Origin of the sequence: Paenibacillus sp. JJ1722, assembly GCF_048282685.1 — a bacterium.
In the GTDB taxonomy this organism is placed as follows: Bacteria; Bacillota; Bacilli; order Paenibacillales; family Paenibacillaceae; genus Paenibacillus; species Paenibacillus polymyxa_B.
Map to the genome: position 1 here is coordinate 1562229 of NZ_CP182500.1, position 16831 is coordinate 1579059.

The window sequence follows — 16831 nt, forward strand, 5'->3', positions numbered from 1 at the left end:
TCATGTCGTCTAAACAACTTTTACAAAAGATTTATTCGCTAACACCAATGCAGGAAGGAATTCTGTACCATACATTGCGTGAAGAAAATCAGGGTAATTTTATAGTTCAGCTTTTTTTCAGTGTGGAAGGGCCTCTCTCACTAGACATTATGAATAAGAGTATGCAATTGCTTGTACAGCGACATGATGTTTTCCGTACGCTTTTTAATGTTGATAAAGCGAAGCGACCCATTCAAATGGTCGTAGACCATCTGGAAAATAGAATGATTTTTCAAGATTTGACTGAAATGAATCATAATAGTCAGATGGAGTTTATATCTCATTATGCTAGTGAGGAAAAAATTAAAGGTTTCGATGTAACTGCTGAAATGCTTGTTCGGCTTACTGTATTTCAGACAGACCTGCAACATTTTCGGTTACTTCTAAGCTTTCATCATATTATTGTGGATGGTTGGAGCTTGAGTGCGATAGTACAAGAGCTTTTTGAAATATATAGTGCCTTATCTACGCAACGATCACCTGATCTAAAGGAAATCCACTCTTTTCAAAATTATATCGAATGGCTTAAACAACAGGATCAAGATTCTGCAAGTTTATACTGGAACCAGTATTTAGAGGGGATTGAACAGTCCACTGGTCTACCATGGAAACCAAAACAGAAAAAGGAAGGTTATTTGCAGGAACAAGTTAATTTTACCTTCGATCGGGAAATGACTAAAAAACTTAAGGAATTGGCACTTGCCTATCGTGTAACGATGAACGCTGTTATTCAAGCAATCTGGAGCATCGTGCTAAAAAGATATAATAATACCAATGATGTGGTTTTTGGGACAGTCGTTTCAGGAAGGCATGCAGCGGTTTCCGGAATCGACCAAATGATCGGAATATTTATCAATACCAATCCAGTAAGAATAAAGTTCGAGCAAGATATCCATTTTGAAGACCTGTTGTCATTAATCCATGAGCAAATGATTGAGTCCCAAGAGCATAGTCATTATCCTCTGATGAAGATACAAGCGCCTACGCCTCTGAAAGAGAATTTAGTTAATCATATTGTAGTTTTTGAAAATGTACCTTTGGAATTCAATTTATTAGACGGACAGCATGTACATGAGTTGAAAATCTATGATTTTGAATTAAAAGATCAGACAAACTATGATTTCAATATCATTGTGATACCCTCTGAGGAAATATCTGTATGCTTAAAATATAATGCATTTTGCTATTCAAATGAAGATATTCAAAAGATTGCTGGACATATTCGTGCGGTCACAACTGCCATCACTGAAAATCCACATATACTTGTTAGAAATATTTCAATTCTCACACCAGATGAAAAAGAACGCATATTAACAGAATTCAACAACACAGAACATGTTTTTTCTGACCTGAAAAATTTACACGAATTTTTTGAGGACAGAGCTATAGCTTATCCTGACAAAACCGCCCTGATCCTTGGTGAAGAAAATATGAGCTATGAAGAGGTTAACAAACGTGCCAATCAATTAGCCAGAATACTACGACGCAAGGGAGTATGTAGTAACCAGAGCGTTGGAATAATGGTTGAAAGATCATTTGAAATGATCATAGCTATATTGGCGATTCATAAGGCTGGTGGTGCTTATATACCTATTGATCCCGACTATCCCAAAGACCGTGTTCGTTATATGCTGCAAGACAGTGGAGCTAACCTTGTCTTAACAAAGACAAGATGGAATGAACGCCTTGTAGGTTTAGAAATAGAAATCCTGCTCATGGATATAAGTTTGTCTGATAACGAGGATAACACCAATCTTAATTGTGTTAATCATCCTGATGATGTGGCTTACATCATATACACATCAGGTTCTACCGGCAAGCCGAAAGGGGTAATAGTTCAGCATCGGTCCGTTGTCAACAATATTTTGTGGATGCAACGAAAGTATTCGATCACAGAAGCGGATGTTATCATGCAAAAAACAGCCTACACTTTTGATGTGTCCGTGTTTGAATTGTGCTGGTGGTATTTTCAGGGCGCAGCGACTCTATGTTTGTTGGAGCCTGGAGCTGAAAAAGATCCTGAGAGCATAATCCATACAGTTGAACAAAAAAAAGTGACCGTAATCCACTTTGTGCCATCCATGTTACATGCATTTTTAGACTATTTGGAATATGGGGAAGGACATATTCAGCGTTTATCATCTATACAAAAAGTGTTTACCAGTGGAGAAGCACTGACATGCAGGCATGTTCAACGGTTTAACGATGTATGGAGAAGAGATAAAAGCATTGTTTTCTCTAATCTATATGGACCGACTGAAGGTACTATACACGATTCTTATTTTGATTGTCCTTCTGATTTTAAGATGGATTCCATCCCAATCGGCAAGCCGATAGATAATATTCAAATGTATATTATAGACCAGGATGATCAATTACAGCCAGTTGGTGTAGCAGGAGAATTATGTATTTCGGGTACGGGCGTATCAGCAGGATATGTGAATCTTCCTGAAGCAACAGAAGAGAAATTTGTAAGAGATCCATTTAGAATCGGTCAACATATGTACAAAACAGGCGATTTAACAAGATGGATGAATGATGGAAATATTGAGTACATGGGGAGAAAAGACTTTCAGATCAAAATCCGGGGGTACCGAATTGAAACTGGAGAAATAGAAAACGTTCTCCTACAATATGCAGGTATTCAGCAAGTATTAGTTACATTATGTATGGATGGCGAAAATAATAGATATTTATGCGCATATATTATTGGATCTCAATCTATTGATGAAAATGCTATAAAAGACTATCTTGTCCAGTCTGTTCCAGATTATATGGTGCCGTCTTATTTTATAAAGTTAGACAGATTCCCACTATCGCAAAGCGGAAAGATTGATCGTAGGAATTTACCAATACCGGACATCACAGTAAAGGTATCTACAGGCTACACACCCCCAAGAAATCATATTGAAAGAGTGACATCAGAGATATGGAAAGAAGTTCTGGGTGTAGAAAAAGTGGGTATTCACGACCATTTTTTTGCGCTTGGGGGAGATTCTATCAAAGCCATTCAAGTGTCATCACGTTTACAACGTCATAAGGTGCATATCGGAATTAAAGATATTTTTGCGAATCCGACGATTGCACAATTAACTCAGGTGTTGGCTGTACAAACAAAAGTTGTAGATCAGAGTGTCGTTGAAGGGATCATTCCGCTTACGCCTATTCAAAAGTGGTTTTTTGAACATCAGGGGATACAACGGCATCATTGGAATCAGTCTTTTATGTTGTATAGAAAAGAAGGGTTTGAACCTGACATCCTTCAAGAAACGATGAATTATATTATTTATCATCATGATGCTCTGCGTATGATGTATGCAAGCGAGCAAGACTCTATTGTACAAACAAATCAGGGAATGAAAGAGTCAGCTTGGTTGCAGGTTGTAGATCTATCAAGTGAATTTGATGTAAGGGATCGTATCGCAAATTTTTCAGAAAAGATTCATATGAGTATGGATTTAACTACAGGCCCTCTACTGAAATTGGGACTATTCCAAACCATTGAAGGGGATCATCTCCTTATTGTTGCGCACCATCTAGTAATCGACGGTGTTTCTTGGCGAATATTGCTGGAAGATATCACACAGGTTTATAAACAGCTTAGTTCTGGAGAAAAGCCTTCATTACCGTATAGGACGACTTCCTATAAGAGCTGGGCTAGCGCACTGGAGGAGTATGCGAACAGTCCGGTATTACTTGATGAGATTCCATACTGGATGAATATGGATCAGCGGCATATTGAGCCTCTGCCTAAGGATCACACATGTTCAACCAACTTTATCAAGGATACGAGATCGATTAATATGCAACTATCCAAGCAGGACACAGACAATCTGCTTCGTCATTCCAACCAGGCTTACAATACGGAAATTAATGATATATTGTTAGCCGCATTAGGGAGTGCATTCCGAGATTGGACAGATCATACCCAGATTCTTATCGGTTTGGAGGGGCATGGGAGAGAAGATATAGTCCCTGATAATAATGTCTCTCGGACGATCGGTTGGTTTACAACAATGTATCCTGTAGTAATTGATCTTCCGTTATCTTGCTCTGTACAGGATACTGTTCAACATGTAAAACAAACATTGCGCCAAATTCCGAAAAAAGGGATCGGATACGGTTTATTAAGATATGTTACTGCTCTGGAACACAATAAAGTAATGAAGTGGAAACTTCGTCCTGAAGTTTGCTTTAACTATTTAGGTGAATTTTCCCAAAGTATAGATCAGGGAGTTTTTACTCTTTCTGATATGTCTCAGGGACAAATGCTTGATCCGCAATCAGAGCGAAGTTATTCCATTGATATAACGGCAGCAGTCATGGAGGACGAGCTAAGAATTTCTTTTATATACAATAAGCATGAATATGATGAAGATACACTGACCGAAGTTGCCTTGAATTTCAAGAAACATCTCTTAGAAATTATAAATCATTGCATAACATGTGGAACAAGAGAGCTTAGTGAAAAAATATACCCGACAGCGCTTCCCGATTTAGCACAAATATACGCTCCTTTTGCGCTAACTGATATTCAGATGGCATATTTTCTAGGTCGAAATGATGAGCTTGAAATGGGCGGCGTTTCCACTCATGTGTATACCGAGGTGGAGACTGACGTTGACATAGTACGTTTTAATCAATGCTTGAATAAAGTCATTCAGAGACACCCGATGCTAAGAGCAATTATCATGCCAAGCGGCGAGCAGGTTATTCTTAAAGACGTGCCTGAATATCAAATGGCTATAGAAGATCTTCGATTCCTGACAAGAAGAGAACAAGAGGAACGAATTCATCTGGAACGAAGCCGGATGTCACACCATGTGTTTGTTCCTGAACAGTGGCCGATGTTCGAATTTAAGGCTTTTCAGCTTGAGAATAATAAATGTCTATTATGTATGGGCAGGGATTTACTCATTGCTGATGCAGCAAGTATGGATATTATCGGTCGTGATCTGATGTATTTCTATCACAATCCGAATGCCGAATTGCCCCAATTGGACTTCAGCTTCCGCGATTATGTTCTTGCTTATTTAGATTTGAAGCATTCTGAAATATATGAGCTGGATCGAAAATACTGGCTTAATAAAATTGAAGATTTTCCATTAGCGCCTGTTCTCCCTTTACAATGTAATCCAGAACAAATAACAGCACCAAAATTTCAAAGAAAAGAGAAGATATACAATCAACAACAGTGGATTTCTTTAAAAAAGCTGGCTTTACAAAATGGAGTGACCCCATCTGCTTTGCTCGCGACCATTTATTCATATCTTCTTTCCATGTGGGGGAATCAGGAAAATATATCCATTAATCTTACAGTCTTCAATCGGTACCCTTTTCATGAACAGGTAGAACATATTGTGGGTGACTTTACATCAAACCTGTTGCTCGGCATTTCATTTAAACCTGGTACGTCATTGTGGGAAAAGGCCAAAGATGTTCAGTCTGTATTAATTGATGCATTGGAGCATCGCCACTATGAGGGTGTTGAGTTTATTAGGGATATTGTGAGACATCATGGGATTAGACATGGAAAGGCTGTAATTCCGTATGTTTTTACCTCTGTGCTTTCTGAAAATAAAACAGAACGCATACCCGGTCTTGAACAATTAGGAAACTTGAAAACAGGAATAACGCAAACCTCACAGGTCTATATTGATTTTCAGGCTACGTTAGTAGCGGATGAATTATGGTTATTTTGGGATTATGTAGAGGAATTGTTTTCGCCAGAAATGATTGAAGGTATGTTCAGACAGTTTACGCAAATCATTGATTCTCTTTTGATAAAAGCTATTTATTCTTCAAATCTGGAAATTGAAATAGAGAATGAGGAAGCTATCCGATTATACAACAATACGAACAAGGCTTTACCGCCTAGCACCTTGCATGGGTTGTTCGAGGAGCAGGCAACGCGTACTCCAGAAGCAGTGGCCTTAATGCATAAGGATGAATGCTTTACGTATGGAGAACTGCAGAAACGTTCAAATCAAATAGCTCGTTACTTACAAGAGCAGGGTGTATGTCGTGGTGATTATGTTAGCGTATTGGCGAGTCGGAGTATAGCAACTGTTGCTAACGTTATAGGTATTTTAAAAGCCGGAGCAGCTTATGTACCGGTGGATCCGGACTATCCGGAAGAACGGCGCCAATACATTCACGAGCACAGTCAATGTAAGCTAACTGTAGAACCGGAGTTGTACGATACAGCCGGCGTAGCAGGATATTCAGACGAAGCTCTTCCAATGGATTATCATCCGGACGATGTGGCGTATGTGATCTATACATCGGGCAGCACAGGCCGACCGAAGGGCGTGATCACAACACACGGAGCAGCAGCCAATACGATTCAGGATATTAATCATAAATTCGGCATCCATGAGCAGGACCGAATGATAGGTTTGTCCTCCATGTGTTTTGATCTGTCTGTATATGATCTGTTCGGTGCCTTGGCAGCCGGAGCGGCATTGGTATTGATTGACGATCAACGGGATGTTGATGATGTCATCTACACGATAGAGCATCAAGGGATCACCCTATGGAATTCCGTACCGGCTATTATGGAAATGGTGCTCGCCAACGTCACGGCTAACTTTTACAATAATGGAATTCGAACGGTGTTGCTCAGTGGGGACTGGATACCGCTACAGCTGCCTGAGAAAATAAAGCGACATTGTCCGCATGCAGAAGTGATTAGCTTGGGAGGAGCAACAGAAGCCTCAATTTGGTCCATCTACTACCCAATCGAGGAATGGGATGGACAGACCGCCTCGATACCTTATGGCAGACCGCTGGCGAACCAGCAGATGTATGTGCTGAACTATGAGTTAAAGCCTTGTCCGGCGGATGTACAAGGGGAACTGTACATTGGTGGGATGGGGCTTGCGGCAGGTTATCTAAATGATGAACGGAAAACCCAGGAATCGTTTGTGGAACATCCAGAGCTGGGCCGATTATACCGAACCGGAGATTATGGAGTATGGCGTCCGGCAGGCTATATCGAATTTCAGGGACGAAAGGATCAGCAGGTCAAGATCCGGGGGTATCGGGTAGAGCTGGGAGAAATTGAAGGACGCCTGCTGGCACATGAATTCATCAAAAATGCAGTGGTGATGGAACAAAGGGATGACCGCAATCACGCATTTCTATGTGCATACTATGTTCCAGATGAGGAGGAAGTGACCCCGGAGGAACTGCGAATATATTTACAACGGGAACTGCCGAATTATATGGTGCCGTCGCATTATATGGAACTGGAGAAACTACCGTTATCTCCTAATGGCAAGGTGAATCGAAGAGAGCTGCCGATCCCGGATGTGGAGCAGCAAATGGATTCGAAATACGAAGAAGCACGAAATGAAACAGAGCAGAAACTGACGGAAATATGGAAAGAGGTATTGGGAGTCGATCGAATTGGAATCCATGATCATTTCTTTGAACTGGGTGGAAATTCGATTCTGATGGTGCAAATCCGAACAAGAATAAGCAGGGAAATGGGAAACGATTTGAATCTACGAGACTTTCTGCAGCATTATACCATAGCGAAGCTGTCAGAACGGATGAAGGAAGGTGTAGATACACAAGCGGCCATCGTGTATCCAGAGTTAATACCTGATCCGGAGCATATGTATGAACCGTTTCCGCTAACGGACGTGCAAATGGCCTATCTGATGGGACGCGAAAACCATTTTGAGCTGGGTGGAGTGTCAACGCATGGATATACTGAAATCAAAACAGACTTTGATTTAGACAGACTTAATTGTGCATTACAACAGGTCATTAAACATCAACCCATGATGCGCGCAGTCGTATTTCCTACCGGAGAGCAGGTTATTCTGGAGAACGTACCGGAATATCGAATAACAGTGGTTGACCTTACCCATTTGAGTTCGTCTGAGCAACAAGAACGGATAGTGTCAGAAAGAGAGAGAATGTCTCATTATGTATTTCCAACAGACCAATGGCCGCTCTTTGAATATAAAGCTTTTAAATTATCTGAAGGAATTCATTATTTGTTTGTCAGCTACGATATGTTGATTACGGATGGAGCAAGTATTCAGCTGATCGGCAAGCTGCTGGTTAAATTCTATCATGAGCCCAATTGGATGCCATCACAGTTACAGAGCACATTCAGGGACTATATTTTGGCATTGCAGCATTTTAAAAATTCAGAAACCTATACAAAGGACAAACTGTATTGGTTGAATAAATTGGAGGATTTTCCTTCAGCTCCGGAACTTCCTTTGAAAGCGGATCCGTCCGGTGTGACTAAGCCTCGTTTTTGCCGTCTGGAGCAAGAAATTGATAGAGAAACCTGGGAGAAAATTAAAAAGCAGGCGTATCAGTACAATATAACGCCTACGGCCGCTCTTCTTACTGCTTATGCAGAAGTGATGGCTTTTTGGAGTAATCAGCCTCATTTAGCCGTGAGTTTGACCGTTTTCAACAGACTGCCGTTTCATCAAGATGTAAAAGACATGATTGGAGATTTTACTTCCGTAATTTTAATAGAAATTGATTTCAGATCCGAGAAAGGGTATTGGGAGAGAGCTAAACGGATCCAGGAACGCCTTTTAGAATCACTTGAGCATCGGCATTATGATGGTATTGAATTGATACGGGAAATATCTAAATACCATAATTATGGTAATCGTGCTGTTATGCCTGTTGTTTTTACAAGCATGCTGCTGGGGAGCAAGGAAAGAGGCGAAGTTAGTTGGTATGAACTAGGTGAGATACAATTGGGGGCCGGACAGACGTCTCAAGTGTATTTGGATCACCAACTTTTTGAGGACAATGGTTCGTTGAGAATCGTTTGGGACTATGTTGAGCAACTATTTGATGAAAATGTAATTCATTCAATGTTCAAGCAATATATTGATACACTAACTCTGAATACTAATTGCATGAGAATTACTGAACAAGAAACGAAGTTGATGGAGAGCTACAATAATACAGAGAAACCGATACCATACACTACCTTGCATGGCCTGTTCGAGGAGCAAGCAGTACGCACTCCAGAAGTAGTAGCATTAATGCACAAGGATGAATGCTTTACGTATGGAGAACTGCAGAAACGTTCAAATCAAATAGCCCGTTACTTGCAAGGGCAGGGTGTATGTCGTGGTGATTATGTTAGCGTATTGGCGAGTCGGAGTATAGCAACTGTTGCTAACGTTATAGGTATTTTAAAAGCCGGAGCAGCTTATGTACCGGTAGATCCGGACTATCCGGAAGAACGGCGCTACTACATTCACGAGCACAGTCAATGTAAGCTAACTGTAGAACCGGAGTTGTACGATACAGCCGGAGTAGCAGGATATTCAGACGAAGCTCTGCCGACTGAGTATCATCCGGACGATGTGGCGTATGTGATCTATACGTCGGGCAGCACAGGCCGACCCAAGGGCGTAATCACAACTCATGGAGCAGCAGCCAATACGATTCAGGATATTAATCATAAATTCGGTATTCATGAGCAAGACCGGATGATAGGTTTGTCCTCTATGTGTTTTGATCTGTCCGTGTATGATCTATTTGGTGCTTTGGCAGCCGGAGCGGCATTGGTATTGATTGACGATCAGCGGGATGTCGATGATGTAATATACACGATAGAGCATCAAGGCATCACCCTATGGAATTCCGTACCGGCTATTATGGAAATGGTGCTCGCCAACGTCACGGCTGACTTTTACAATGATGGAATTCGAACGGTGTTGCTTAGCGGGGATTGGATACCGCTGCACTTGCCAGAGAAAATTAAGCGACATTGTCCACATGCAGAAGTGATTAGCTTGGGAGGAGCGACCGAAGCCTCGATCTGGTCCATCTACTACCCAATCAGGGAATGGGATGGACAGACCGCCTCGATTCCTTATGGTAGACCGCTGGCGAACCAGCAGGTGTATGTACTGAACTATGAGCTAAAGCCTTGCCCGGTCCATGTACAAGGGGAACTGTACATTGGTGGGACGGGGCTTGCAGCAGGTTATCTGAATGATGAACGGAAAACCCAAGAATCTTTCGTGGAACATCCAGAGCTGGGCCGATTATACCGAACCGGAGATTATGGAGTATGGCGTCCGGCAGGTTATATCGAATTTCAGGGACGGAAGGATCAGCAAGTAAAGATTCGGGGGTACCGAGTAGAGTTAGGAGAAATTGAGGGGCGTCTGCTAGCACATGAATTCATCAAAAATGCAGTGGTAATGGAACAAAGGGATGACCGTAATCACGCATTTCTATGTGCATACTATGTTCCAGATGGGGAGGAAGTAACCTCAGAGGAACTGCGAATATATTTACAGCGAGAACTACCGAATTATATGGTGCCGTCGTATTATATCGAACTGGAGAAAATACCATTATCCCCAAATGGCAAGGTAAATCGAAGAGAGCTGCCGATGCCGAATGTGGAGCAGCAAATGGAGTTGAAATACGAAGAAGCACGAAATGAAACGGAACAGAAACTGACGGAAATATGGAAAGAGGTATTGGGAGTCGAACGAATTGGAATCCATGATCATTTTTTTGAATTGGGTGGAAATTCGATTCTGATGGTGCAAATCCGAACAAGAATAAGTAGGGAAATGGGAATAGATTTGAATCTACGAGACTTTCTGCAGCATTATACCATAGCGAAGCTGTCAGAACGGATCGAGGAAGGCGTAGATACACAAGCGGCCATCGTGTATCCGGAGTTAACACCTGATCCGGAACATATGTACGAACCGTTTCCGTTAACTGATGTACAGATGGCTTATCTGATGGGACGCGAGAACCATTTTGAAATGGGTGGAGTGTCGACACACGTATATATTGAGTTAGAAACTTCATTGAACATGAATCGGTTTAATCGAGCTCTACAAAAAGTTATTGAACGTCATACTATGCTTCGGACGATTATTTTGCCGAGCGGACAGCAGAAAATATTAGATCATATGCCAGAATACCAAATTGAGATTATCCCGATTGAGGATCTCTCCAAGGAAGCTCAGGAACAGAGAATACTGACGGAAAGAGAGCGCATGTCTCACTACATTTTCAAGACTGATCAGTGGCCTCTATTCGAGTATAAGGCTTATCAATGTTCTGCAGAAACGTTTTATCTTTTTATTGGTTATGACATGTTAATAACGGATGGGGCGAGCTTTCAATTTATTCACCAGGAAATTATGAAATTTTACCATGATCCAGACTTAGATCTGGCAGGTGTGGATATTACTTTCAGAGATTATATGATGGCTTATACGGCATTCAAATCTTCGGAAATATATAAGAGGGATCGGCAGTATTGGATGAACAAATTGAATAACTTTCCTGATCCACCTTCCTTGCCGTATATTTCCTTTCCAAGCATGATTGTACAACCGCGCTTCAAAAGGGCAACCAAACACTTAAATAGGGAACTATACGAAAAGCTAAAGCAAGTTTCACAAAAGAATCACCTGACACCAACTGCAGTACTATGTACTGTATTTGCCAAAGTGTTGTCTTACTGGAGCAATCAATCTCAATTAGCGCTCAATTGTACTATTTTTAATCGTTATCCATTTCATAAAGATGTATATAAGATGATTGGCGACTTTACGTCTGTTATGTTGCTTGACATCACGCTTGAAGGAGGGAAATCTTTCTGGGAGCAAGCTGAATCCGTGCAAAACGTGTTGATGGAGGCGCTCGAACATAGGCACTACGACGGAATTCAATTTATCAGAGAGATTATACGCCAACGTGGTGCTGAAACCCATAAGGCAGCGATGCCCATCGTATTCACAAGCATGTTACTGGATACAGGAAAAGGTACAGATGAGTCTATTTATTTTATGGGGGATGTAAAGACAGCGGTTTCTCAAACCTCTCAAGTTTTTTTAGATTATCAGGTTCTGGAAGTAGATGGCGGACTCACGATCACTTGGGATTATGTTGAACAACTGTTTGATTCGGAATTAATTAAAGCGATGTTTGACCAGTACTTTATGCTGCTGGAATTTTCCTTAAACTCAGATGCGGCAAATAGGTTCCCATGGGGACGTGAAAATCATCATCTGATTTCAGCTTTTAATGATACTTGTGAAGAAATTCCAAGCTCTACACTCGATTCCTTGTTTGAACAGCAGGTTGTTCGTTGGCCAGAGGCATTTGCGGTGATTCATAAGAACAGCCACATCACTTATCAGGAGTTAAATGAACGTTCGAATAGGGTGGCTCGCTATTTACATGAACATGGCGTGTGTCGTGGAGATTTTATTAGTGTATTAGCCAATCGGAGTATTGAAACCATTGTGAATATAATAGGTATATTGAAGGCCGGAGCGGCTTATGTGCCGATTGATCCTGATTATCCGGAGGAACGTCGTGAATATATTAGGGATCACAGTGGTTGTAAATTAACGTTTGAACCGGATCTATACGTTAAGGAAGGATTAGCAGTTTATTCTGGTGAAGCACTCCCGGTCGAACATGATCCTGATGATGTAGCCTACGTGATTTATACTTCAGGCAGTACAGGCCAACCTAAAGGAGTCATTGTTACACATGGGGCAGTAGCTAATACGGTGCAGGATATTAATCGTAAATTCAATGTGAATGAGCAGGATCGTATAATTGGATTGTCATCCATGTGTTTCGATTTATCGGTTTATGATCTATTTGGAGCGTTAGCGGTTGGAGCGGCTATCGTACTTATTGATGATCAACGTGATATTACTGAAGTCGCCAAGACACTTGAGGAACATAAAATTACAATTTGGAACTCCGTACCAGCTATAATGGACTTGATGTTGAACCATGTGCTTGGAGAAGAAGAGGAAAGATGTTATTACTGGAATAATATCCCTTCGTCGTCTGGATCGCGTAAGAAAAACAGTTCTTTGCGTTTGGTCATTCTTAGTGGAGACTGGGTACCTCTCAGTCTACCGGATAAAATTCGCAGACAATATATTCACGCGAACGTAGTAAGTATGGGCGGGGCAACAGAGGCTTCTATTTGGTCCATTTATTATCCTGTATATGAAGTACATGAAGACTGGGCCTCCATACCTTACGGTATGCCATTAGCTAACCAAACTTATTATGTATTGAATTACGATCAGGAACTCTGTCCAGTAGGTGTAAAAGGTGAGCTTTATATTGGAGGCGCTGGTTTAGCCAAAGGTTATCTTCACGAAGAAGAAAAAACGGCATCTTCATTCTTAAATCATCCGAAGTTTGGCAGGTTATATCGCACTGGAGACCAAGGAATTCTGAATTCAAAAGGATATATTGAATTTTTGGGACGTAACGATCAGCAAGTAAAAATCCGTGGTTATCGTGTAGAGCTTGGCGAAATCGAAAATCAAATTCTTCAAACTATTGGAGTAAAGGAAGCAGTGGTTTTGTATACCCCGGATTCGAGAGGAAATAAAATACTGTGCGCGTATATTGTGACCCAACCAAGTTTGAGCATCCAGGATATTAAAGAAGGTATTAGTCGTACATTGCCAAATTACATGGTGCCTACCCATTTTATTGGTCTTGAACAAATTCCTTTAACACCTAATGGTAAATTAGACCGAAAAGCACTGCCAGAGCCATCGGCTAAAACCATATTTCAAAAGAAATATGAAGCTCCAGTGACGGAGATGGAGTGTATTATGGTACGAATCTGGGAAGAGATTTTAGAGTACAGTTCCATTAGCATAGACGATTCTTTATTTGAACTGGGGGTGGATTCGACAAGTGTAATTAAATTTGTGGCGAGATTAGCTACAGGGCACGGAATAGAGCTTCCAATTCGACAGATATTTGTGACACCAACTATTCGAGAGATGGCGTCCCTAGTTTCTTCACCTGAGACGCAGATTAGTGACCTTTCTAACGAAAGAATGTTGTTTAATCCACAGGGAGAAGGAGACCGAAACATATTTTGTTTTCCGCCGGTAGTTGCTTTAGGGGTTGTATATCAAAGGCTTGCTGAATTCCTTGGTTCCTATCGATTGTACAGTTTCAACTTTCTTGAGATCGAACAGAACCGTCTCATTGCAGAATATATCCGTCTTATAAAAGAAGTTCAGCCAGAGGGACCTTACGTATTTCTAGGGATTTCAGCGGGAGGCAATTTGGCTTTTGAAATTACAAAAGCTCTTGAAAAACAGGGGGATAAGGTTCGCCAGCTCATTTTATTGGACTCATTTTACATTACAGAAATAAATTCAGAGCGGCTTACAACGGAAGAGAGTCGTAAATATGCGAAAGAAACGGTAGATCTTATGTTAGAAAAATATCCACAATTGCAAAGTGAAGGGGATTTTTTCCATCATCATGTTGGCGAGAAGATTCAAAGATACTATGCGTATTTGGATAATTTAATGAATTCTGGACAAGTTGCCGCTCATATTCATGTTATTAAATCTCTTCAGAGTCAAAGTAAACATATACGTGGAGATATCCGAATGTGGGAGCATTCTACAAGTGGAGAGTATTCCATTTGTGATGGTTATGGAGATCATGAAAGCATGCTTGATGCTACATTTGTTGAACAGAATGCAGAGTTGATTCTAAACACATTGGAAAAATAAACGATAAAAAAAGAGGTGTTCCTTGGCTGTTTTGGCCTGTGGAATACCTCTTTTTAATGGTTGTATCCAAACGGTCTGTCAACCTGATATCGTTTGTACAATGAGCACCACATTCAAGATGATAATGACAGCGGTCACGATCCAGGTTAATACTTTTTGCCACATTTTATTTGCGAATTCACCCATAATCTTTTTGTCGCTGGTAAAGAGCAGTAATGGAATGATGGCAAAGGGAAGCTGGATGGACAGGATGACCTGGCTCAGTACAAGCAGTTCCTCTGCACCTTTTTCCCCTGCGATGGCAGTGACGATGACCGCTGGAATGATCGCGATGAGGCGGGTCACTAGACGACGCAACCAAGGTGAAAGACGAAGATTCAAAAAACCCTCCATCACGATTTGTCCAGCTAAAGTGCCTGTTACGGTTGAATTTTGACCTGAGGCGAGTAACGCCACCCCAAATAGTATGCTCGCCAGTGTGGTTCCCAGTAGTGGCGAAAGCAGATAATAGGCATCACTAATTTCGGCTACATCTGTTCTTCCTGCCGTATGGAATACAGCAGCTGCCACGATCAAGATAGCGGCATTAATAAATAATGCGAACATCAGCGCTATACTGGAATCCCAAGTTGCAAATGTAATGGCTTCCCGTTTACCTGCTGAAGTCTGCTCAAATTTGCGAGTTTGTACAATAGAAGAATGCAGATACAGGTTATGCGGCATTACGGTAGCGCCCATAATACCGATGGCAATATACAGCATGCTCGGATTCGTCAAAATTTGCGAGTCTGGTACAAAGCCGCCCAATACGCCGCCCCATTCCGGTTGTGCCAAAAGGAGATTAATGCCAAAACAGCCGGCAATCGTCGCCATTAGCACAATGACAAGTGTTTCCAATGCCCGAAAACCTTTGTTTTGCAGCAGTAAAATGAGCATAACATCAAATGCTGTAATGATAACTCCGTATAGTAACGGTAGACCGAACAGCAGCTTCAGCGCAATGGCTGAACCGATGACCTCGGCCAAATCCATGGCTGCAATGGCAATTTCGCACAAGAGCCATAAGCCGATGGCGACAGGACGACTGTAGGCATCACGGCACATTTGAGCCAAATCTTTACCTGTGGCAATGCCAAGCTTGCCGGATAAGGCTTGCAGCAGGATGGCCATCAGGTTGGAGATTAGAATGACACTAAGCAGCGTGTAGCCGAATTTTGATCCGCCAGCGATGTCTGTGGCCCAGTTGCCGGGGTCCATATAGCCGACTGCGACCATATAGCCGGGTCCAGCAAAGGCAAGAAACTTCCGAAACCAAGTCCCGTCTTTCGGGACGCTCAAGGAACGATTCACTTCCGATAGTGAAGCGATTTCCGCGAAGTTGCCCTTTGTATTTTTCATACGCTTCACCTTCTTTATTGATGTTGAAATATATTATTAGTGACATAACGATTGTGTTATCCCTATTGTACACCCACAATAGTTTTTGTCTAGTGCAACTTTTGTGTGGTCAAGCAAGTTAATCGTATTTTTGAAGCAATATAGCCATCGTATAAAGCAGAACAATAGAAAAACCAAGCTATATCGCTCTGAGGGGAGCAGCTTGGTCGTTTTGGTTTTTTTTAAAATTACATCTTTTAAATATTGCGGGAGAGCCGTGCAGCCAGTTCCTCAATTTCTTCCGAGGATAGTCCTGGGGAGAACATTTCTGGCTTTTCCTCCAAATCGGGGATGGGAGCTCCTTCGGGAGGACCGTCTTTAACATACAAAGGTTGTCCATCTTCCGGGTGAACGCCGTTCCATATTTTATCAATTTCCTTGTAGTCATTCGGACTGAAACGATAAATAGCCCGGTGCAATCCTTTTTCTTCGAATTTACGCGTTTCAGAAAAGGCTTTATTCTCCAAGTTCGGAATCGGAAGCATTTTGGTCATTTCTACGCCTGTAAGCTTTTCCAACGCTTTGGCATAGGCCATCACATGGACTCCACCCCGCACCAACAAGTAGCCTACGATCTCGCGTGCGACAGGGTTGTCAGTCATGGAAGTCTGAGCAGGTACAATAAAATGATGCGAGTAAACCTTCAAGACACATGTTGACAGCCCATCAAGTTAGGGGCTTATAACATATAGTGTAAACAAGGTGAGGTGGAATTAAACGGTAAATAAATCAGTTAACTTCCATGTTTTAAATGATTCATTTTGTGTAGTTCGTTTAAAGTACATACGAGAAGGAAATCA

Annotated in this window: 2 protein-coding genes and 1 pseudogene; 1 reads left to right on the top strand and 2 read right to left on the bottom strand. The window is 41.6% G+C overall.

The annotated features are described in order from the left end of the window. Nucleotides 1-2: 2 nt before the first annotated feature. Nucleotides 3-14594: an amino acid adenylation domain-containing protein gene (locus ACM1ND_RS06920; RefSeq protein ID WP_418027378.1), complete on the top strand. Its 14592-nt coding sequence runs from the start codon at nt 3-5 to the stop codon at nt 14592-14594. 78 nt (nt 14595-14672) lie between these two features. Here ACM1ND_RS06920 and ACM1ND_RS06925 read toward each other — a convergent pair whose 3' ends face one another. Continuing rightward, entirely contained in the window at nt 14673-15992 is a 1320-nt protein-coding gene (locus tag ACM1ND_RS06925) for an Nramp family divalent metal transporter (protein ID WP_104496430.1), read from the bottom strand. Between the two features lie 236 nt (nt 15993-16228). After that, nucleotides 16229-16633: pseudogene (locus ACM1ND_RS06930) on the bottom strand (manganese catalase family protein); the annotation flags it as partial. Nucleotides 16634-16831 lie beyond the last annotated feature (198 nt).